A 21,904-nucleotide genomic window follows, 5' to 3' on the forward strand; every position below is an offset into this window, starting at 1 on the left:
AGAGAAAGGGAGGTTTAAAAACCATCTAAACGCTACATCCGTTTCGACACGTTTAATGGTTTCCCGCATGGATTTAATGCCATAAATATCTTTTAAAAAGACCAATTTAAATAAAACAACAGGGTCTAAACTATTGCGACCATTCGTATGGCTATAATAAGGAGAAGTAATCTCATAAATAAAGTTGAAATCAATTGATTTATCAATTTTACGTAGTAAATGGTCTTTTGGTACTAATTCGGACAATGTGTTTAATATGATTTCGTCATTCGGATGATTTTCTTTATAAAACATAAATTGTTCCCTCCTTTTTCTTATCTCTATTATACCACTTTTAAGCGTTATTATCGTATCAGACGTTGTGGTACGAATGGCTTCGTTCTCGCACGTAGTAGAGAACGAGCGATGTATCGTGTACATCGTGATAAGCCGTACAACTTAACGTCTGATACGAAAAAAGACTGTTGACACTCTTACTTTGTCAACAGTCTGAGGGTTGGTGGCTTATGCCATCAACCCTAAAAATTATACAACCAAACTTTTATCCCCCGCATGAGCTTCTAACAGCAGTCAGAACAATCCGTTGTGCAATGTTCAACGTTGAACTGTTTTATGTATTGGATTTTTACAATAATGCTTATTCAATGATGCAAATGTGTTTTCAAAAATAGCCGAATAAAGATAAAGAATGGTGCGAAAGATTGATTTTTGTCTTTAGAAAACGGTTATATATCAATTTGTGGTATAAAAGGGTTTAAATATTACAAAAAAAATGATATGATGTACTAGTTAAAGTGTCGATATTGGCATGTGAAATGACATCATAGATATAAGAATTTATAAGGAGATAAGAAACCGTGGCGAATTTGTTGAAAAAATTAGTTGAAAATGAAAAACGTGAGTTGAAACGTCTAGAAAAAATTGCAGATAAAGTATTTAGTTATGCTGATGAAATGGAAGCAAAAACAGACGAAGACTTACGTCAAAAAACAGAAGAATTTAAAGAGCGTTACGCAAAAGGGGAAGATTTAGATAAAATGCTTCCTGAAGCATTTGCCGTTGTTCGTGAAGCAGCTAGACGTGTTTTAGGTTTGTACCCATATAAAGTACAGGTTATGGGTGGTGTAACATTGCATGAAGGTAATATTGCGGAAATGAAAACAGGTGAAGGTAAAACATTGACAGCGACAATGCCGGTATATTTGAATGCCATTTCTGGTTTAGGGGTTCACGTTGTGACGGTTAATGAATACTTATCTGGACGTGATGCAAAAGAAATGGGTGAATTATACGAGTTTTTAGGTCTAACTGTTGGGTTAAACTTGAACAGTAAAACACCTGCTGAAAAACGTGAAGCGTATGCGTGTGATATTACATATAGTACAAACAATGAATTAGGATTCGACTACTTACGTGATAACATGGTTACGGAAAAAGCAAACATGGTACAACGTCCATTAAACTATGCGATTGTCGATGAAGTAGACTCAATCTTAATTGACGAAGCTCGTACGCCATTGATTATTTCTGGTGAAGCCGAAAAATCAAATGCTTTGTATTTAAGAGCAGACTTTTTTGTAAAAGGATTAAAAGAAGAAGAGCACTATACGATTGATTTGCCAACAAAAACGATTGTGCTAACAGATGAAGGTATTGAGCGCGCTGAGCGTGTATTCCATTTGGAAAATTTATATGATGTATCAAATACATTATTGGTGCATCACATTGACCAATCTTTACGTGCGAACTACATCATGTCATTAGATATTGATTATGTGGTAGACAATGACGAAGTAAAAATCGTTGACCCATTTACTGGTCGTGTTATGGATGGTCGTCGTTACTCTGACGGATTACACCAAGCAATTGAAGCTAAAGAGGGTGTAACGATTCAAAATGAATCAAAAACAATGGCAACTATTACATTCCAAAATTACTTCCGTATGTATAAAAAATTAGCCGGCTGTACGGGTACTGCGAAAACGGAAGAAGAGGAATTACGTGAAATTTATAATATGCAAGTTGTATGTATTCCAACAAACAAACCGATTGCACGTATTGATTCACCAGATTTGTTATATCCAACATTACATACAAAATTTAAAGCTGTTGTAAAAGATATTAAAGAACGTCATGAAAAAGGGCAACCAATCTTGGTTGGTACAGTAGCTGTTGAAACATCAGAATTATTATCTAATTTATTGGTTGCTGAGGGTATTCCTCATGAAGTGTTAAATGCGAAAAACCATGCTAAAGAAGCTGAGATTATTACAAGTGCAGGGCAACGTGGTGCTGTAACGATTGCGACAAACATGGCAGGACGTGGAACGGACATTAAGTTAGGTAAAGGTGTTAAAGAATTGGGTGGTTTATGCGTGATTGGGACAGAGCGTCATGAGTCACGTCGTATTGATAATCAGTTACGTGGACGTTCAGGTCGTCAAGGGGACGTTGGTGCTAGCCAATTCTACTTGTCGTTTGAAGATGATTTGTTGAAACGTTTTGGTAGCGATAGAATGCGTGAAGTGTTAGTAAACATGACGAAATCAGCTGGTGAAGATGAAGACATGTCTATTCAAAGTAAAATGTTCTCTCGTCAAGTTGAGTCAGCACAACGTCGTGTTGAAGGAAATAACTATGATTCACGTAAGAGTGTTTTGGAGTATGACGACGTTATGCGTGAACAACGTGAAATTATGTATTCTCAACGTCAACAAGTGATTGATGAAACAGAGAGTTTATCTGATATTGTGAAAGGTATGATTCAAAATACAATTCATCACGAGGTAGAAGCTCGTACAAGTGCAGATAAAAAAGATTGGGATTTAGACGGTATCTTAATGTTTGCAGGAAATGTTCTTGTTCATCCTGATACAATCACATTATCTGATTTAGAGGGTAAAACAGCCGCAGAAATTGAAGCGTACTTAAATGAACGTGCCATGACTGTTTATCAAGAAAAAGTAGATCAACTACAATCTCCAGAATATTTATTACAATTTGAAAAACTTGTCATTTTACGTGTTGTTGACCAAGAATGGACAAGCCATATTGATGAAATGGATCATTTACGTCAAGGTGTTGGTTTACGTTCATACGCACAAACAAATCCGTTAACAGAATACCAAAATGAAGGTTTTGAAAGATTTAATGCGATGATTAAAACTATTGAGTTTGAAACAACACGCATTATCTTGAAATCAAATTTAAGAGCAAGTGTATAATGACAAAACCAAACAAGGCTATTAGCCTTGTTTGGTTTCGTTATAAATTAGAGTAAGGAAGAAAATATGGAACTAGTAGAAATCAAGCAGTTTATTGAAAAAGCCAATAATCAATTAGTAACATTTGGGCACTCTCTTTGACTTAGAACGGTTAGAAGTTGATATTGCCGACTATGAGCATCAAATGTTGGCGCCTGATTTTTGGGACGATAATGAAAAGGCTAAAAAAATAATTGATAGTTTAAATCAAAAAAAGCAAGCCTATGATACATATCATCAACTATATCAACACTATCAAGATGTTGTTGATTTGTATGATTTAGTGAAAATGGAACCAGATGAGTTGTACGAGCAGGAGCTACAAGAGCAAGTGCGTCAATTACAAGAGGCACTCATGGCGTATGAGTTACAAATGCTTTTAGATGGCGAGCATGATAAGCGTAATGCCATTCTTGAAATTCATCCCGGTGCAGGCGGAACAGAGTCACAAGACTGGGGAAGTATGCTATTACGTATGTATACACGTTGGGCAGATAAGAAAGGGTTCCAAGTGGAAACGTTGGATTATCAAGACGGTGAGGAAGCTGGTATTAAAAGTGTGTCTTTATTGATTAAAGGAATAAATGCCTATGGTTATTTAAAAGCCGAAAAAGGTGTGCATCGTTTAGTGCGTATTTCACCGTTTGATGCTGCCAAAAAACGACATACGTCGTTTGCCTCGGTCGATGTGATGCCTGAGATTGATGATGATGTGGAAGTAGAGATTAGTACTGAAGATTTACGCATTGATACATATAGAGCCAGTGGTGCAGGTGGTCAGCACGTTAATAAAACGTCTTCTGCTATACGTATTACGCATATTCCAACAGGTATTGTTGTGCAGAGTCAATCACAACGTTCCCAATTTCAAAATAAAGACCAAGCGATGAGAATGTTAAAAGCGAAATTATATCAATTAGAGGAAGAAAAGCGTCTTGCTGAGTTAGATACCATCCGTGGAGAGCAAAAAGAGATTGGATGGGGGTCACAAATTCGTTCGTATGTGTTTCATCCTTATTCAATGGTGAAAGATCATCGTACGAATTTTTCAGTGGGGCAAACACAAGCTGTTATGGACGGTGATTTAGATGCGTTTATTGATGCGTATTTGAAGTTGAGTTTGCAAGAGCCGAGTGAAATGGAGTAAATGTTTCTATTTTTGACATTGGAAAAATAGTAAAAAGACTTGGAAGTAATCTGTTCAAGTCTTTTTGATTTTCTAGTAGATTATTGCTCGTATTTTTGTTTATATTGTCTGTTTTTTGTCTTTTTTAACAAGTAATGTTCGTTTATTTTCTTTAAATCGTGTTTTTCGTAATATAAATGTAACTTAAATAACATTAAATCCAATTATAAAGTATGGTATAATACTCAAGCGCTCGATAGAGACAATTTGTAAGTGGGTGAATAAAATGATTGAAATGAGAAATGTTAGCAAGCGTTACCCGAACGGCGTGACAGCGATTAGTGATTTGTCTGTCAATATAAATCCTGGAGAGTTTGTATATATTGTAGGACCTAGTGGCGCAGGAAAATCAACATTCATTAAGATGATGTATTGTGATGAACGTTTAACGTCAGGCGATATTAAGGTGGGTAAATTTGATTTAAGTACCATTAAACAAAGAGAGTTACCACATTTAAGACGTTATGTTGGAGTTGTTTTCCAAGATTTTAAATTATTAGAGAAAAAAACGGTGTATGAAAATATTGCGTATGCTATGGAAGTTATTGGAAAACGTCCGAGTGTCATTCGTAAACGTGTTTTAGAAGTGCTTGATTTAGTAGGGTTAAAGCATAAAGTAAGAATGTTTCCAAATGAATTATCTGGAGGAGAGCAACAACGTATTGCGATTGCACGTGCGATTGCGAATATGCCGGGTGTTCTTATTGCCGATGAGCCAACAGGGAACTTAGATCCGGATACAGCGTTAGAAATTATGAACATTTTAGAGCGTATTAGTGCAAATGGTACAACGGTTATCATGGCAACGCACAGTCGTTCTATTGTGAATAATATTAAACATCGTGTATTAGCAATCGAAAACGGACGTCTTGTTCGTGACGAACAGGAAGGAGAATACGGATACGATGATTAGAATGTTTTTTAGACATATAAAAGAAGCGTTGCAAAGTGTTAGTCGTAACTTTGTGAGAAGTTTATTGTCAATTATTACAGTAGGTTTAACATTACTTTTAGTAGGTATTTTTGCTTCTGTTTTGTTAAATGTAAGTGATATGGCGCAAGATGCAACGAATTCATTAGAAGTAAAAGTATTCGTAGACTTAGCTGCGACAAAGGAAGATGAACAAGCGCTTGAAAGACAATTAAAAGCTGTACCGCATGTTCAAACGGTTATTTATTCTAGTAAAGATGAACAACTTTCTGAAATTATCCAAAAGTATCCTTCTTTTTCATTGTTTAAAGAGGATTCCAATCCTTTAAGAGATGCGTATATTGTTATGGTTGACCAATCGTCAAATATTAAAGATGTGACCAATAAAATTCGAGAGTTGAAATATGTGTACAAGGCAAATGACGGTGGCGAAATCACAGAAGTGCTTGTAGCCTTTTCAAAAGGTATGCAATTTTGGGGTGGTATTTTGATTGTCAGTCTTGTGCTGATTGCTGTGATGTTAATTATGAATACCATTCGTGCAACAATTTTATCACGTCAAACGGAAATTGAAATTATGCGTCTAGTTGGAGCGACTAAATGGTTTATTCGTTGGCCGTTCTTATTAGAGGGAGCATTTATTGGATTATTAGGTAGTGTTTTACCAGTGGGGTTAATTTATCTAGGTTATACAACGCTATATGCGATTATTGAACCGCAGTTAATTACAACACATTATAGTTTATTACCACCAAATCCGTATGCTTTATATTTAGCGGCAGGTCTAGCTGCATTAGGTATTTTAATTGGTGCTTTTGGATCTATTGTATCCATTCGCCGATTCTTGAAAAAATAATATAGGGGACCCCCCACTCATGTTGATAGGTTCAACATGAGTGGGGGTTGTGTTTTATCCACGTTTAACACTAAGAATAGTTGTGTATAGTGTTATAAAGGCTTATCCATTTTTATATACAAAATGGTGATTGGTGGATTTTATTCACTAGTACGATTTATGATAGATGCGTTTTTCTTTAACAGGGTACTATTTGTTTGAAAAAGATAGTATTTTTATGAGATATTTACTTTTTTTTCAAGAAAAGGCTTTAATTTAGTTTTTTGGTTTCTAATGAAATTTAAATATGCTACAATTCAGCTAGGAACAAAAACAAAATAAATGAGGTATGCTATTAACATGAGAAAAAAAGCAATTTTTTTGATGATGATATGTATTTGTTTCGTATTAAGTGGGTGTCAAACATCTATTACAAGTATGAATGGATCTATCACAGCAGTAGGATCGTCTGCGTTACAACCGCTTGTGGAAGTTGCCGCAGAGCAATTTCAAATGCAATATCCTAATGTACTCATCAATGTACAAGGTGGCGGCTCTGGGCAAGGATTAAGTCAAATTGTGATGGGGACAGTTGAAATTGGTAATTCAGATACATTTGCTGAAGAAAAAAAGATTGATGTCGATAAATATGAATTACAAGACCATAAAGTTGCGGTGGTAGGTATAGGTGTGATTGCTAATAAAGAATCAGGTGTACGTGATATCACGCATCAGCAACTGATTGATATTTTTACAGGAAAAATAAGAAACTGGCAAGAGGTTGGTGGGCAAAATATGCCCATTATCGTTATCAATAGAGCTAGTGGTTCTGGTAGCCGTGCGACATTTGAAAAGTATGGGTTAAATAATCAAGAGCCGATTGTCGCACAAGAGCAAGATAATTCTGGAACGGTAAAAAAACTTGTCAAAGACACAAAAGGTGCGATTAGTTATGTATCTTTTTCTTATTTTAGTGATGATTATCAAGCCCTGTCTATTGACGGGGTTGAGCCAACTCGAGAAAATGTTGAAACGAATAAATGGAAAATATGGGCGTATGAACATATGTATACAAAACGTGAAAAAGATGTGATTACAAAAACATTTCTTGAGTACATGTTAAGTGATGATGTTCAAGATAATATTGTGTCACAATTAGGGTATATTCCCGTTAAGACAATGACAATAGATAGAGATGTCAAAGGAAATATTCGTGTAAAATAATAAACTAGGAGATAAGCAATGCAACAAACAAAAAAGAGAATTCCAAAACGTACTCTTGAAAAAATTGGTAAAACAATAACATTTTTATGTACGCTTTTAATGGGAATTGTTGTTTTTACCATTATTTTAATGGTTGCACAACGAGGGTTGTCTACATTTTTTGTAGATGGTGTATCCCCAGTTGATTTTCTATTTAAAACAAAATGGTTACCCTCATCAACAGATGCTAATGGACAAGCTTATGTTGGTGCATTACCAATGATTATTGGTTCTGTCAGTGCAACTTTACTAGCGATTTTAATCGCTGCACCATTTGCGATTGGCGCAGCCGTATTTATGGTAGAAATTTCACCAAAGTTTGGGAAAAAATTTCTGCAACCTGTCATTGAATTATTAGTAGGTATTCCGTCTGTTGTTTATGGATTGATTGGCTTGAGTGTTATTGTACCTTTTGTTCGCTCGTTTGGTGGGACAGGGTTTGGTATTTTGTCATCTGCTTTTGTATTGTCTGTCATGATTTTACCGACAGTAACGAGTTTAACAGTGGATGCATTAAATGCAGTGCCAGACTATTATAGACAAGGTGCTTTAGGGTTAGGCGCAACACGCTGGCAAATGATTTATCACGTTGTATTACGAAGTGCTAAAAGTGGTATTTTAACAGCTCTCGTAATGGGTATGACACGTGCTTTTGGTGAAGCTCTTGCGGTTCAAATGGTTATTGGAAATACAGCTGTTATTCCAAAGTCTTTAGTGACGCCGGCATCAACCATTACGAGTATTTTAACTTTGAGTATGGGAAACACGATTTTTGGTAGTTTAGAAAATAATGTATTATGGTCTTTAGCTTTATTGCTATTGATGATGTCAATTATTTTTATAGCTATTGTAAAACGCATTGACAAGAAAGGACGTTAAGATGAACGCAAAACAACAAGATAAAATCGCAACGATTGTGTTATATAGTATCGCAGGAGTGATTTGTTTGATTTTAGCCAGTTTGGTTGGATATGTTCTCATTCACGGTATTGAACATGTGAATTGGCGTTTTTTAACAAGTAATCCAGAATCTATCAAAGCAGGTGGCGGTATTTTGCCAGAATTATGGAATTCGTTTTATTTACTTGTCTTAACTTTATTGATTAGTACCCCTATTTCGTTAGGAGCGGCTATTTATTTATCGGAATATGCTCCTAAAAATAAAACAACGGAATTTATACGACTATCAGTAGATGTGTTGTCTTCTTTACCGTCTATTGTTGTAGGTTTGTTTGGTATGTTGTTATTTGTAACAGCTATGAAATTTAAGTATTCTATTTTGTCGGGAGCTTTAACATTAACGATTTTTAACTTGCCTATTCTTGTTCGTGTCATGGAACAATCTTTAAGAAATATTTCGCACGACCAACGTCAAGCAGGATTGGGATTAGGGTTAACAAAATGGGAAACAACGATTTTTGTTGTTGTACCGGCAGCTTTACCAGGGATTTTAACAGGGATTATTTTATCTGCTGGTCGTATTTTTGGAGAAGCAGCAGCGTTGCTGTTTACAGCAGGGCAAAGTGCACCGGCACTAGATTTTACAAACTGGAATCCATTTAGTCCGAGAAGTCCATTAAATATGTTTAGACAAGCTGAAACATTAGCTGTTCATATTTGGAAAGTGAATAGTGAAGCAGTGGTACCCGATGCACAAGCTGTGTCAAATGGGACAGCGGCAGTCTTAATATTATTTATTTTAATTTTTAACTTTGTAGCTCGTCGTTTTGGACAGTATTTATACAAAAAAATGACATCAGCAAAATAGTAGGTGAAATAATAATGAGTATAACGATTGAAACAAAAGACTTGAATATATTTTATGGGCAAAATCAAGCAATAAAAAATGTCAGTTTAGCTTTTAAGAAAAATGAGATTACAGCATTGATTGGCCCAAGTGGATGTGGAAAGTCGACCTATTTAAGAGCATTAAATTTAATTAACCGTGAAATTGTTGCGTGCCGTATCGAAGGAGAAATTTTTTATAATGGACGTAATATCAACACACCTAAAGAAGATGTGTATGCGTTGCGTAAAAATATTGGAATGGTTTTTCAAAGACCAAACCCATTTAGTCGCTCAATTTACGATAATATCGCATTTCCATTAAAACGTCACGGTATGACAAATAAGCAAGAACTAGATGAAATTGTGGAAACATCTTTAATACAAGCATCTCTTTGGAATGATGTTAAAGATGAATTAAATAAAAGTGCGTTGGCATTATCAGGAGGGCAACAACAGCGTTTGTGCATTGCTAGAGCGTTAGCAATGAAACCAGATGTCTTGCTAATGGATGAGCCAACATCGGCATTAGATCCTGTATCTTCTGGTGCAATCGAAGATGTTTTAGCAGAATTAAAAGATATGTATACCATTATTATTGTGACACACAATATGCAACAAGCGGCACGTATCTCAACAGAAACAGCTTTCTTCTTATCTGGAGAAGTGATTGAATTTGATAAAACATCTAAAATCTTTAGAAATCCAACACATCAAAAAACAGAAGAATATATTTCAGGAAGATTTGGATAAATACAGAAAGAGGTCTATATGGCAATTATTGAGGCAACTAATATCAATTTATTTTATGGGCAAAAACAAGCGTTATTTGATGTGAATTTAGCATTTCAAGAACATACTGTCAATGCACTCATTGGACCGAGTGGATGTGGAAAATCGACTTTTTTACGTAGTTTAAACCGTATGAACGATTTAATGCCAAATGTGACGATAACGGGTGAAATCAAAGTAGATGGACAGAATATTTTTAGTCCAACAACAGATTTGGTACAATTAAGAAAGAAAGTAGGCATGGTCTTTCAACAACCTAACCCATTTCCATTTTCGATTTATGATAATGTTGCATTTGGTCCGAGAATACATGGTATACGTGATAAACAAATATTAGATGAACTTGTTGAAACAAGTTTAAAACAAGCGGATTTATGGGAAGCTGTCAAAGATAGACTTCAAGATAATGCAGCGGGTATGTCCGGAGGACAACAACAACGTTTGTGTATTGCACGTGTTTTAGCTGTGAAACCAGAAGTGATTTTAATGGATGAGCCAACATCTGCGCTAGATCCAGTATCGTCTGGTAAGATCGAAAATTTAATTTATGATTTAAAATCTGATTATACGATTGTTATTGTGACACATAATATGCAACAGGCTAGTCGCATTTCTGACAATACTGCTTTTTTCTTGTCTGGAAAAGTGATTGAATTTGATAAAACAGCACATATTTTTAGTAATCCAAGTGATAAACGTACAGATGATTATATTTCAGGAAGATTTGGTTAATAGAAAGGAGCATAATAAATGAGAAGATTTTTTGATGAAGAGTTAAGTGAGCTATATGATGAATTTTTAGAAATGGGTAGTGATGTTAACGTAGCTGTCACAAATGCTGTGAGTGCCTTTGTCAAACATGATGTTGAGTTAGCAGAACAAGTTATTAAAGCAGATAAATATATCAATAAAGCAGAAGTACAATTAGAAAAAGGCTGCTTTACATTGATTGCTTTACAACAACCGGTGGCATCTGATTTAAGAAATATTGTTGCTGTAATGAAAGCATCAAGTGATTTAGAGCGTATAGGCGACCATGCGGTTAGTATTGCCCAAGCAACGATTGCAGTAAAAGGCAATAATCGTATTTTAGAAATTGAAAAACTATTAGAAGAAATGGCATTAGTTGTTGAAAGTATGATGACGCGTGTACTAAAAGCGTACGTCAGTCTTGATGTGGAAGAAGCAAAACGTGTTGCAGAAGAGGACGAGAAAGTCGATGATTATTTAACAAAAGTTGTTCATAAATCAACACAAGGTATTTTGGAAAATCCAGAAACTGTTACAGGTGGTATGGAATATGTGCAAGTGGCAGGCTATTTGGAACGTATAGGTGACTATATTACTAATATTTGTGAACGCATTGTTTATACTGTCACTGGTAAACTAACAGAATTAAATTAAATAACAAAAGGGCTAAGTTTGCTTAGTCCTTTTTATACAAGCCACCCTTGTTGACAATTTGTCAACAATGGTGGTAGAATAAACATGCGACTCTTTATCCTAAAATCTGTTTTAGGATAAAGATAAAATAAGTGAGTGGAGATTAGTATGTCAAAAGATGTGATTCGTGTAAATGGGGCAAGAACCCATAATTTAAAAGATATTTCAGTAGATATACCAAGAAATCAATTTGTCGTGATTACGGGTTTATCCGGGTCGGGTAAAAGTTCTTTAGCCTTTGATACATTATATGCAGAAGGCCAAAGACGCTATGTTGAGAGTTTATCGAGTTACGCTCGACAATTTTTAGGTCAAATGGATAAACCTGATGTTGATAGCATTGAGGGACTTAGTCCAGCTGTATCAATTGATCAAAAAACGACGAGTAAAAATCCACGTTCAACAGTTGGAACTGTTACGGAAATTAATGACTATTTAAGATTGTTATTTGCACGTGTTGGGAAACCGATTTGTCCAAACGATAGCACACCCATTTCAAGTCAAACAGTTGAACAAATGGTTGATACGGTTATGAGCTTGCCAGAAAGAACGAAACTGCAAGTATTGGCACCTGTTATTTCTGCAAAAAAAGGGCAGCATAAAAAAGTGTTTGAGCAATTAAAAAAAGATGGTTATATTCGTGTTCGTGTCAATGGTGATATGTTTGATTTAGGAGAAGAGATTGAACTAGATAAAAACAAAAAACATACGATTGAAGTGATTGTTGATAGACTAATGGTAAAAGAAGAAAGTCGTTCTCGTTTGTTCGAGTCTATTGAAACAGCTTTAAAAATAGCGGACGGATATGTACTTGTGAATGTGATTGATGGCGAAGACATGCTTTTTAGTGAGCATCATTCTTGTCCGTATTGTGGATTTACTGTTGGAGAATTAGAGCCTCGATTATTTTCATTTAATGCACCATTTGGTTCGTGTTCGGCATGTGACGGATTAGGAAGCACATTATCTGTCGATGTTGATTTAGTGATTCCGGATAAATCGTTAACCTTAAAAGAGGGTGCTATTCATGCGTGGAATCCAATTAGTTCAAATTATTACCCAACAATGTTAGAACAATTTTGTACACAATCAAATATTCCAATGGACGTTCCATTTAAAGATTTGTCTAGTGAACATCAAGATAGTGTTTTAAATGGGTCTAAAGGAAAGACATTCCATTTTCATTATGAAAATGAGTTTGGTGGTGTTCGTGATGTGGACATCGTGTTTGAAGGAGTTTTAAATAATATTAAAAGACGTTATCATGAAACGGCTAGTGATTATACAAGGGAGCAAATGACTTTGTATATGACAGAGTTACGTTGTCCAACTTGTAAGGGGCAACGTCTAAATAAAGAAGCATTGTCCGTAAAAATTGCAGGGCAAAGTATTTCTGATGTGACTGATTTATCTATTGAAGATAGTTTATCGTTTTTTGAACAATTACGTTTTTCTCCTGCTGATGACATGATTGCTAAACCTATTTTGAAAGAAATTAATGACCGTTTAACGTTTTTACGCAATGTTGGATTAACGTATTTAACGCTAAGTCGTACGGCAGGAACTTTATCTGGTGGAGAGGCACAACGTATACGTCTTGCAACACAGATTGGGTCTAATTTATCTGGTGTTTTGTATGTTCTTGACGAGCCGTCTATTGGGTTGCATCAGCGTGACAATGACCGTTTGATTAGTTCTTTACACAAAATGCGAGATTTGGGGAATACATTAGTAGTTGTCGAGCATGATGAGGATACGATGAAGCAGGCGGATTATTTGATTGATATGGGACCTTTTGCGGGAGAGCATGGTGGGCAAGTGATTGCTGCGGGAACGCCTGAAGAGGTGATGAGTAATGAAAACTCATTGACTGGGCAATATTTATCTGGTGTGAAAAAAATTCCGGTGCCAAAGGAACGTCGTTCTGAAGATAAAGGTTGGATAAAAGTAACAGGTGCTAAGGAAAACAATTTAAAAAATGTGTCTGTTGATTTTCCAATAGGTCGTTTAACGGCTGTTACAGGTGTTTCAGGTTCTGGAAAAAGTTCGCTCGTAAATAGTATTTTGAAAAAAGCATTGATGCGAGAATTAGGTCGTTCTAAAGAAAGACCAGGGGACTTCAAGTCTATTTCAGGTTTTGAGGGATTGGATAAAATCATTGATATTGACCAAAGCCCTATTGGACGTACACCACGAAGTAATCCAGCAACTTATACAAGCGTATTTGATGATATTCGTGATGTGTTTGCCATGACAAATGAAGCTAAGGTAAGAGGATATAAAAAAGGACGATTTAGCTTCAATGTTAAGGGTGGACGTTGTGAAGCATGTAAAGGCGACGGTATTTTAAAAATTGAAATGCACTTTTTATCTGATGTATATGTGCCTTGTGAAGTGTGCCATGGAAAACGTTATAACTCTGAAACATTGGAAGTGACTTATAAAGGGAAAAATATCGCAGAAGTGTTAGATATGACGATTGAAGAAGCATTAGTATTTTTTAGTGCCGTACCAAAAATTAGACGTAAATTACAAACGATTGTTGATGTTGGTTTAGGCTATGTTCGATTAGGGCAATCGGCATTAACCTTATCTGGTGGAGAAGCACAGCGTATGAAATTAGCAAGTGAATTACAACGTGTAGCAACTGGAAAAACGGTTTATATTTTAGATGAGCCAACGACGGGCTTGCATGTAGATGATATTAAACGATTGATGACAGTACTAAATCGATTAGTTGATGCGGGAAATACAGTTATCGTTATCGAACATAATTTAGATGTTATAAAAACAGCCGATTATATCATTGATTTAGGTCCAGAGGGTGGTGCTGGTGGAGGTACCATTTTAGTAACGGGTACTCCAGAAGAAGTAGCACTCTGCAAAGAAAGCTACACAGGACAATATTTAAAACCTTTATTATCGTAGAATGAGTGAAGATGTAAAAAGCTTGAAATCGCTGGTCAATTTCAAGCTTTTTAAGTTATATAAAATACTTTTCAAAAAAAGGGGGCAGCATATTTAAAATGATTTGTTTTCATTTTCTTTTCAAAACACTTTTCAAAATGACTTTTTTTATATATACTATATTTATTTTATAAGAGGAGTTAGAAAATAGATGAGAAAAATCGGGACAAATTTTGTATTAACGACGATTTTTATGATGCTTGCTGCTGTGGGGGTTAGCTTGACATTAAAGGCAGATATAGGGTTTGGGAGTGTCAATTCTTTAAGTAGTGCACTTGCTACTGTAACAAGTGTAGAAGTCGGTACCGTTTTAATGAGTATCAATATCGTGTGCGTGTTTATTCAATTATTATTGCAACGTCGTGATTTTCACTGGCGTCAATGGTTACAAGTAGGGGCAGCATATATTTTAGGAATTGTTGTAAATTTAATGATTTACCGTGTCTTAACACCGATAACACTAGACCATTATTTTTTACGTGTACTAGTGTTTGTTTCTGGTGTGGTGCTATCTGGTTTTGCAGTAGCTGCTATTATTCGCTTAGACTTAGTTGTTTTTCCATTGGAAGCTGCGTGTAAAGTGATTGCAGATAAGTATGGTGTAACGTTTCGAAAAGTACGTCAATGGGTAGATGTGATTACATTGTTGTTGGCGGTTTTATTTATGTTAACATTTGGTTCAAGTTTGGTTATTCGTGAGGGAACATTGATCAATATGATTTGTTTAGCACCAGTTACACAGTTCTTTTTAAATAGACTTGAGCAGAGAAATATTTTCCATGCGATTCGTTTTGAGTAGTGTATAAGATACAGTGATTTCCTCTTAGTCAAATGGTTTTTGACTAAGAGGTACTTTTATGCCTTTTCTATAAAAAAGCAAAGAAAACAACAAGAAAAAAGTAAGATAGTCATTGACAAATAACATGCGATAATATATGATTAAATACGGTATTGTTTGCCCCATGATGAGCCCCGGAAACTTATTATGTATCAAACAAGGAAACAGAATTTGGAGGAAAAATAATGCGTACAACATATATGGCTAAGCCAGGTGAAGTAGAACGTAAATGGTATGTGATTGATGCAACAGATGTTCCTTTAGGACGTCTTTCAACAGTTGTAGCAGACGTTTTACGCGGAAAAATGAAACCACAATATACACCACACGTTGATACAGGTGATTTTGTGATTGTTATCAATGCTGATAAAGTAAAATTAACAGGTAAAAAAGCAACAGATAAAATTTACTACCGTCACTCAAACCACCCAGGTGGATTGAAAGCTCGTACAGCTGGTGAGTTACGTGCAAACGATTCTCGTCGTTTAGTAGAATTATCAGTTAAAGGTATGTTACAAAAGAACTCTTTAGGTCGTAGACAGTTTACAAAATTAAACGTATACGGTGGTTCAGAGCATCCACATGCTGCACAAAAACCAGAAGTATTAGACATTACTAACTTAATCTAAGGAGGATATTACATTGGCACAAGTTCAATATATCGGCACAGGTCGCCGTAAACATTCAACTGCTCGTGTACGTTTAGTACCGGGTACAGGAAAAATTGTTTTCAACAAAAAAGATATTGAAGACTACATTCCATTTGCATACTTACATGAAGTTGTAAAACAACCATTAAACTTAACACAAACATTAGGTAACTACGACGTTTACGTAAACGTAAACGGTGGTGGTTTCACTGGTCAAGCTGGTGCTGCTCGTCACGGTATTTCTCGTGCATTATTACAAGTAGACCCAGATTTCCGTGGTGTGTTAAAAGCTGCTGGCTTATTAACACGTGACCCACGTATGAAAGAACGTAAAAAACCAGGTCTTAAAGCTGCTCGTAAAGCAAGCCAATTCTCAAAACGTTAATCGTTATTACAGGACTTTTCTGTCGTACAGAAAAGTCCTGTTTTTATATTGAATATATGATAGAGCCGAAAAGTCTTATTTAATGGTTTTTCCAATTTAATATGTCTTCAAAAATGTGTAAAATTTTATTCGTATCATCTAAAAGCATAATTTTAGAAATAATACGGTTCTTTATATGCTTGCTACCTGTGAACGTAAAAAATTCAGGGTAGTCAATTTCCAATGCTTTAATAATTTTATCTAGTGTATTTACTTGTATATTTTTATTTTTACCTCTTTCTATTCTATTGAATGTGGACCAATCTATGTCTGCTTTTGTAGCTAACTCTTGTTGTGTCATCCCGGCTTTTTGTCTTAGTTCTTTAACTCTTTTTGCAATATGTTCCCCTAGTGTATTCATGTATATCTACCTCTCTTATCCTAATATATTTAGGATAGTTAATAAAAAAAGATAATCGATGAAATAAAGTCCATATTTACGGGGTATTATTGACTTATAATCCTATAATATAGTAAAATATATGGCGTAGAAATCATATTCTATAAAAGAAATTAGTTTTAAATCCTGTGATGAATTGAAAGGAGGAATATTATGAAAAAATCAATTAAAACAATAGCAACATCAACAATAGCGCTTGCGACATTTGCTGGAGTTAGTTTTCAATCGAGTGTAGTACAAGCGGAAGAAGGGACACCGGAGGAAACAGTAAAACCTGCTGTATCTGAAAATAAAGACAAAGAGATTACTCAAGCTGAGGTCGACAGTGCAGAAAAGGCTAAAAATGAGGCTAAAACAAACGTAGATGACAAGCAAAATGCGGTTAAAGCAGCAGAAGAAGCCGAAACAAATAAACAAAACGATGTCGATGCTGCACAAGCTGCCATTACGCGTGCTGAACATAAAGATGAAGAATTGCCAAAAATTGAAAAAACGATTGAAGAAGAAACAGCTAAAAAAGAACAAGCTGAAAAAGAATTAGAGCAAGCACAACAAGATGTATCAGCAGCAAATACTAACAAAGAAGAAGCACAAACAGCATTGGATAACGCTAAAAAAGAACAAGAAGATGCGCAAACAGCATTAGCAGAAGCAGAGAAACAACCATCTGCAGGTGCTGAGGAAAATGCACAAAAAATAAAAGCTAAAGAGCAAGAAAAAGCAACAGCAGAACAAGAGCGTAACAAAGCACAAGCGGACTTAACTGCTAAAAATCAAGAAATTGCAGCAAAACAACGTGAAATTGATAATGCAAAAGAAACAAAGCAGGAAGAGAAAGACAGTAATAATTGGAAAGATTATTATGATGGACTTCGTAAAAAAAATTCAGTTATGGAAGAAATAGCTTATGATGGTCAAAAAACAGAAACAGTTGTAGTAGAAGAAGGTAAGGCATACACACCAAATATTCAAAAAATTATGGAGTATGCTGCAAATTATATTAATGAGTTAAAACGCATTAATGGATTGAAAGGCCAAGTAACTGTTTCTAAAAATCCAAAATATCAAGATTTTGCTAATTATCATGCTGATGAAGTAGCTAATAAAGGTAAATTTCACCAAACAGATTATCCAGGCGGAAGACCTTCTGAATTGGTGTATGAAAATGTTACTCAAATGGCTATGTTAAATGATAAATATTTATCTGATCAAGAAGTCGCTTATCGTGCAGTGTTAATTTGGTTTTCAGAATATACAAATGTGGGACATAATTATGGTCATGCCAAAAATATTTTATCGGCTAATGGTGAGTTTGTAATGGGGATAGCTCTTGACAAGGCAGAAAAAAGATTTACAAGATATGGGGTATCATTTGATGGTGTGTCACAAACAAGCGATTTGTCAGCTTTACAAGAAGTGGGAAGTCAATCAACAGGCTTAAAACTTCGCTTTAATGGTAAACAGTTGAAGTTTTTACCAGATACAACATTCCGCTATGTGACAGAAACAAAAGTGGCTAGCGATACAACTGCTTTACGTGAAGAATTGGCAACATTAAAAGAAGAAGCAAAACAACTTTCTACAACATTAGAAAATCAAAATAAAAAAGTAACCGATTTACAAGGTGAACTTACAAAATTACAAGCCGAGAAAAAAGAATTAGATGCAAAAGACCCAGTTAAAGTTGCAGCTAGAAAACGTGTTGAAGATGCAAAACGTGATGTTATCACAAAAACAAATGCAGTTAAAACAGCACAAGAAGGTGTTGATAATGCACAACATCGTGTGAACGATTTAAATAAAAAAATTGGGGATGCTACAAAAGCATTAGAAAAAGCAAATAAAGAAAAAGAAGATTTATCGGTAGATCCACAAGTATTACAAGATAGATTAACACATGCTCAAGAAGAGCTAAATACAGCTAAACAAAACAAAGAACAAGCTCAAAAAGAACTAGCTGATGCTAAAGAAGAATTGAAAAAAGCAGAGGATGAATACAACCGTATTAGTAATTTATATCATCTACAAAAAGAGATTAAATTAAGAGAAAATGGTAAAGGTATAAATGGCGTACCAAATACATTCCCAACGGTAGATGCATTACCAACATTGGATATTAACCGTTTGACTAGACCAAACTTTAGTCCGACTGTGAAACCAGATGAAAATAGTGATGCAGCATTAGAATCAAAATCTGAAAAAGTATATAATAAAGAACCTTTAACACGTGCAACATTTGCTAATAAACGATTACCACATACAGGAACATCTGCTTCACATACATTATTAGCTGGTGTATTATCCTTATTTGGTGCAGGTATTGTAGCACGTAGACGTAAAGAAAAATAGTTTTTATTAAATCTTTGTCTTTTCTTCAATAATGTAATAAAGAAAATTCAGTAGCGAATGGCATTAACCATTCGCTACTTTTATATATAAAAATTCTGTTGATGTAATTTTTTATTATATATATTTAATGATTTTTATTGCTTGTTTTTCCTGTTTATAAGGCATTTGTTGAAAAGTTTTGTAAATTTCTTTGACAATTTCATGCAAATAGGATATAGTAAAATGACAAAATGATTAGAACAATATCTAATCATTATTTTATATTTAAGGAGGTGCTGTATGCCTGCGTCACGAACGTTTGTTTTCAGCACGATTGTTGCTCTTAGGTATATGATAATAGGTGCAGATAAGATGTAGTGTTTATAAATGACTTCATTTATAAACACGTTTTAAAGAAATTTGCACAATATTATATAAAAAGAGGTATATCGTATGAACAGATTGAGAAGATTATGGATAATTCCATTTTTGATGTTTATTTTAGCAGCATGTACTGGGAATAACACATCAAATGATACAAGAGAAGAATTTCGTGTTGGGATGGAGGCAAACTATGCACCTTTCAACTGGACACAAAGTGAAGCTGGTGAGGGAACTGCTCCGATAGAAGACGGAGAATATGCCGGTGGGTATGATGTGTCTATCGCACAAAAAATTGCAGATAAATTAAATCGTAAATTAGTTATTGTAAAATTGGAATGGGACGGTCTTATTCCGTCATTGCAATCCGGTAAAATTGATGCGATTATTGCGGGAATGTCCCCCACAGAAGAAAGAGCACAACAAATTGATTTTACGGGGCCTTATTATGAATCGGTCTTTATGATGATTGTTAGAAAAGACGGTGCTTATGCGAATACATCTTCCATAGATGATTTTGCTGGTGCTAGAGTAACCGCACAATTAGGCACATTCCACTATGATATGATTGATCAATTAAAAGGTGCTGTTAAACAAGAAGCAATGTCTGATTTTTCTGCTATGCGTGTTGCGTTAGAAAGTGGGAAAATAGATGCGTATGTATCTGAAAAAGCTGTTGCCAATGAAGTGGTAGCCGCAAGTAAAGATTTAAAAATGATTGAGTTTGCTTTTGGAAAAGGATTTGTAACAAAGCCAGAAGAAGTACAAACAGCAATTGGAGTTAAAAAAGGTAGTCCATTAAAAGAACAAATTAACACAGTTCTTTCAGAAATTTCAACGAGTGAACGTGATGAATTGATGGATAAAGCATCACGTGGTCCGTCAGAACAAACAACGGGACATTTCTTAGAAGAAATGGGTGTTATTTTCCAAAAATATTATCCACAATTATTTGCAGGTATGGGTGTGACATTATATATTTCACTCATTGGGACTATTGTTGGTTTATTGATTGGTTTATTGATTGGCGTGATTCGTACAGTGCCTTTATCAGATAAAAAAGGTGCATATCGTGTGTTCTTAAAAGTTGTGAATTGGTTATTGAATGCGTATGTTGAAATTTTCCGTGGAACACCGATGATTGTACAGGCAATGGTTGTCTATTATGGGTCAGCATTATTGTTCCATTTAGATATGGATAAAACATTTGCGGCATTATTGATTGTGTCAATTAACACCGGTGCCTATATGTCTGAAGTGGTGCGTGGTGGTATTTTATCCATTGACAAAGGTCAATTTGAAGCGTGTCAAGCGATTGGTATGACACATTTACAAGCAATGAAATATATCGTATTACCACAAGTGTTGCGCAATATTTTACCAGCTACGGGGAATGAGTTTGTTATCAATGTAAAAGATACATCTGTATTGAACGTCATTGGTGTATCAGAATTGTTCTTTGTGACAAAATCTATTGCGGCAACAAATTATCAATTTTTCCAAACATTTTTAGTAACATGTATTTTCTACTTTATTATGACATTTGTGATTACACGTATTTTACGTTGGTTAGAAAAACGTTTATCTGGTAAGCAAAGCTATTCTTTAGCAAGCGGAAATCAAATGCAAGTGTCAAAAGCACAAGAGAAAGAGTAGGTAGAAAATATGGAAACAGTTATTGAAATTAGACATTTAAATAAAAGTTTTGGTGAAAGAGAAGTTTTATCAGATATTAACTTTACAGTAAAAAAAGGACAAGTTGTTACTTTGATTGGTTCAAGTGGTTCTGGGAAATCAACCCTATTACGCTGTATCAATTTACTAGAAACGCCAACAGCTGGTGACATTTATTATTTAGGTGAAAATATTTTAGATGGGGCACATGATGTGTTTAAATATCGTACACATTTAGGTATGGTATTTCAACAGTTTAATTTATTTGAAAATTTAAATGTATTAGACAATTGCACAGTTGGACCTATAAAAGTTTTGAAAAAAACAGAGGAAGATGCAAAACAGTTAGTATTGCATTACTTACAACAAGTTGGTATGGCGGAGTACGTGAATGCTCGTCCGTCACAATTATCTGGGGGACAAAAGCAACGTGTGGCGATTGCCAGAGCGTTGGCAATGGAGCCTGATGTGTTATTGTTTGATGAACCAACATCAGCACTTGATCCGGAAATGGTTGGAGAAGTATTACGTGTTATGAAAGATTTGGCTAATTCTGGGATGACAATGTTAGTTGTAACGCATGAAATGGATTTTGCAAGAGAAGTTTCGGACCATGTTGTTTTCATGGATAAAGGTGTTATTGCAGAAGAAGGTTCACCAGAAGATATTTTTAATCATCCAAAAGAAGATCGTACACGTGCCTTTTTAAGTCGTATTTTACAAAAATAAACAAAAAAGAACAGA

General features: G+C 35.1%; 19 protein-coding genes. 17 read left to right on the top strand and 2 right to left on the bottom strand.

Going from position 1 to position 21,904, the window contains the following annotated elements:
- On the bottom strand, positions 1–294 hold a 294-nt coding region (locus GMA11_RS04180), incomplete at its 3' end, for a transposase (RefSeq protein ID WP_163545966.1).
- 563 nt (positions 295–857) lie between these two features.
- Here GMA11_RS04180 and secA point away from each other — a divergent pair.
- The 14 genes from secA (at position 858) to rpsI (ending at position 16,338) form a co-directional block, all read left to right on the top strand.
- The gene (gene secA / locus GMA11_RS04185; RefSeq protein WP_163545967.1) at positions 858–3,224 is read left to right on the top strand and encodes a preprotein translocase subunit SecA; all 2,367 of its coding nucleotides are present in this window, start codon (positions 858–860) and stop codon (positions 3,222–3,224) included.
- 66 nt (positions 3,225–3,290) lie between these two features.
- Positions 3,291–4,410, top strand: a protein-coding gene (prfB, locus tag GMA11_RS04190) for a peptide chain release factor 2 (RefSeq protein ID WP_163545968.1) whose coding sequence is annotated in 2 segments (ribosomal slippage) — positions 3,291–3,350 and positions 3,352–4,410 — 1,119 coding nt in all. Because the reading frame shifts where the segments join, the coding sequence is not laid out codon by codon here.
- Positions 4,411–4,675: 265 nt separating this feature from the next.
- The gene (gene ftsE, locus GMA11_RS04195; protein WP_163545969.1) at positions 4,676–5,362 is read left to right on the top strand and encodes a cell division ATP-binding protein FtsE; all 687 of its coding nucleotides are present in this window, start codon (positions 4,676–4,678) and stop codon (positions 5,360–5,362) included.
- Positions 5,355–6,236, top strand: coding sequence for a permease-like cell division protein FtsX (gene ftsX / locus GMA11_RS04200; protein WP_163545970.1), 882 nt, complete (start codon positions 5,355–5,357; stop codon positions 6,234–6,236). Before ftsE ends, ftsX begins: the two co-directional genes overlap by 8 nt.
- A 339-nt stretch (positions 6,237–6,575) precedes the next feature.
- On the top strand, positions 6,576–7,439 hold the full coding sequence (locus tag GMA11_RS04205; RefSeq protein ID WP_163545971.1) for a phosphate ABC transporter substrate-binding protein PstS family protein: 864 nt from the start codon (positions 6,576–6,578) through the stop codon (positions 7,437–7,439).
- 18 nt (positions 7,440–7,457) lie between these two features.
- Positions 7,458–8,357 (top strand): phosphate ABC transporter permease subunit PstC, encoded by a 900-nt coding sequence (gene pstC / locus GMA11_RS04210; RefSeq protein WP_163545972.1) that lies wholly within the window; start codon positions 7,458–7,460, stop codon positions 8,355–8,357.
- A 1-nt stretch (position 8,358) separates the two neighbouring features.
- On the top strand, positions 8,359–9,246 hold the full coding sequence (gene pstA, locus GMA11_RS04215) for a phosphate ABC transporter permease PstA (protein ID WP_163545973.1): 888 nt from the start codon (positions 8,359–8,361) through the stop codon (positions 9,244–9,246).
- A 14-nt stretch (positions 9,247–9,260) separates the two neighbouring features.
- The gene (gene pstB, locus GMA11_RS04220) at positions 9,261–10,016 is read left to right on the top strand and encodes a phosphate ABC transporter ATP-binding protein PstB (protein WP_163545974.1); all 756 of its coding nucleotides are present in this window, start codon (positions 9,261–9,263) and stop codon (positions 10,014–10,016) included.
- A gap of 18 nt (positions 10,017–10,034) precedes the next feature.
- Positions 10,035–10,787, top strand: coding sequence for a phosphate ABC transporter ATP-binding protein PstB (pstB, locus tag GMA11_RS04225; protein WP_163545975.1), 753 nt, complete (start codon positions 10,035–10,037; stop codon positions 10,785–10,787).
- An 18-nt stretch (positions 10,788–10,805) separates the two neighbouring features.
- Positions 10,806–11,459 (top strand): phosphate signaling complex protein PhoU, encoded by a 654-nt coding sequence (phoU, locus tag GMA11_RS04230; RefSeq protein ID WP_163545976.1) that lies wholly within the window; start codon positions 10,806–10,808, stop codon positions 11,457–11,459.
- 147 nt (positions 11,460–11,606) lie between these two features.
- Complete coding sequence (uvrA, locus tag GMA11_RS04235; RefSeq protein WP_163545977.1) at positions 11,607–14,426, top strand: excinuclease ABC subunit UvrA; 2,820 nt, start codon at positions 11,607–11,609, stop codon at positions 14,424–14,426.
- A gap of 190 nt (positions 14,427–14,616) precedes the next feature.
- A complete protein-coding gene (locus GMA11_RS04240) occupies positions 14,617–15,264 on the top strand; it encodes a YitT family protein (RefSeq protein ID WP_163545978.1) in 648 nt (215 codons plus the stop codon).
- 224 nt (positions 15,265–15,488) lie between these two features.
- Positions 15,489–15,932 carry a 50S ribosomal protein L13 gene (gene rplM / locus GMA11_RS04245; RefSeq protein WP_163545979.1) on the top strand — a complete coding sequence of 148 codons (444 nt, stop codon included), beginning with the start codon at positions 15,489–15,491 and terminating at the stop codon, positions 15,930–15,932.
- A 13-nt stretch (positions 15,933–15,945) separates the two neighbouring features.
- Positions 15,946–16,338 carry a 30S ribosomal protein S9 gene (gene rpsI / locus GMA11_RS04250; protein WP_163545980.1) on the top strand — a complete coding sequence of 131 codons (393 nt, stop codon included), beginning with the start codon at positions 15,946–15,948 and terminating at the stop codon, positions 16,336–16,338.
- A gap of 79 nt (positions 16,339–16,417) precedes the next feature.
- Here the strand turns inward: rpsI and GMA11_RS04255 are convergent, their stop codons facing one another.
- Positions 16,418–16,738 carry a helix-turn-helix domain-containing protein gene (locus GMA11_RS04255; RefSeq protein ID WP_163545981.1) on the bottom strand — a complete coding sequence of 107 codons (321 nt, stop codon included), beginning with the start codon at positions 16,736–16,738 and terminating at the stop codon, positions 16,418–16,420.
- 192 nt (positions 16,739–16,930) lie between these two features.
- On the opposite strand from GMA11_RS04255, the gene GMA11_RS04260 reads away from it, so the two are divergent.
- The 3 genes from GMA11_RS04260 to GMA11_RS04270 all read left to right on the top strand — a co-directional run bounded on the left by GMA11_RS04260 (position 16,931) and on the right by GMA11_RS04270 (position 21,889).
- On the top strand, positions 16,931–19,126 hold the full coding sequence (locus GMA11_RS04260) for an LPXTG cell wall anchor domain-containing protein (RefSeq protein WP_163545982.1): 2,196 nt from the start codon (positions 16,931–16,933) through the stop codon (positions 19,124–19,126).
- Between the two features lie 432 nt (positions 19,127–19,558).
- Positions 19,559–21,142, top strand: a complete 1,584-nt coding sequence (locus GMA11_RS04265) for an ABC transporter permease subunit (RefSeq protein ID WP_163545983.1) — start codon at positions 19,559–19,561, stop codon at positions 21,140–21,142.
- A gap of 9 nt (positions 21,143–21,151) precedes the next feature.
- Positions 21,152–21,889, top strand: coding sequence for an amino acid ABC transporter ATP-binding protein (locus GMA11_RS04270; protein ID WP_163545984.1), 738 nt, complete (start codon positions 21,152–21,154; stop codon positions 21,887–21,889).
- The last annotated feature ends 15 nt before the right edge of the window (positions 21,890–21,904 follow it).

Source organism: Granulicatella sp. zg-ZJ (assembly GCF_010892355.1).
Classification (GTDB): Bacteria; Bacillota; Bacilli; order Lactobacillales; family Aerococcaceae; genus WM01.

Excerpts from the sequence above, each read along its gene's own strand:
- uvrA (WP_163545977.1), top strand. The coding sequence starts at position 11,607 with ATGTCAAAAGATGTGATTCGTGTAAATGGGGCAAGAACCCATAATTTA.
- GMA11_RS04265 (WP_163545983.1), top strand. The coding sequence starts at position 19,559 with ATGAACAGATTGAGAAGATTATGGATAATTCCATTTTTGATGTTTATT.
- pstC (WP_163545972.1), top strand. The coding sequence starts at position 7,458 with ATGCAACAAACAAAAAAGAGAATTCCAAAACGTACTCTTGAAAAAATT.
- GMA11_RS04255 (WP_163545981.1), bottom strand. The coding sequence starts at position 16,738 with ATGAATACACTAGGGGAACATATTGCAAAAAGAGTTAAAGAACTAAGA.
- pstB (WP_163545975.1), top strand. The coding sequence starts at position 10,035 with ATGGCAATTATTGAGGCAACTAATATCAATTTATTTTATGGGCAAAAA.
- GMA11_RS04270 (WP_163545984.1), top strand. The coding sequence starts at position 21,152 with ATGGAAACAGTTATTGAAATTAGACATTTAAATAAAAGTTTTGGTGAA.
- GMA11_RS04240 (WP_163545978.1), top strand. The coding sequence starts at position 14,617 with ATGAGAAAAATCGGGACAAATTTTGTATTAACGACGATTTTTATGATG.
- pstB (WP_163545974.1), top strand. The coding sequence starts at position 9,261 with ATGAGTATAACGATTGAAACAAAAGACTTGAATATATTTTATGGGCAA.
- ftsX (WP_163545970.1), top strand. The coding sequence starts at position 5,355 with ATGATTAGAATGTTTTTTAGACATATAAAAGAAGCGTTGCAAAGTGTT.
- rplM (WP_163545979.1), top strand. The coding sequence starts at position 15,489 with ATGCGTACAACATATATGGCTAAGCCAGGTGAAGTAGAACGTAAATGG.
- GMA11_RS04205 (WP_163545971.1), top strand. The coding sequence starts at position 6,576 with ATGAGAAAAAAAGCAATTTTTTTGATGATGATATGTATTTGTTTCGTA.
- ftsE (WP_163545969.1), top strand. The coding sequence starts at position 4,676 with ATGATTGAAATGAGAAATGTTAGCAAGCGTTACCCGAACGGCGTGACA.
- phoU (WP_163545976.1), top strand. The coding sequence starts at position 10,806 with ATGAGAAGATTTTTTGATGAAGAGTTAAGTGAGCTATATGATGAATTT.
- GMA11_RS04260 (WP_163545982.1), top strand. The coding sequence starts at position 16,931 with ATGAAAAAATCAATTAAAACAATAGCAACATCAACAATAGCGCTTGCG.
- pstA (WP_163545973.1), top strand. The coding sequence starts at position 8,359 with ATGAACGCAAAACAACAAGATAAAATCGCAACGATTGTGTTATATAGT.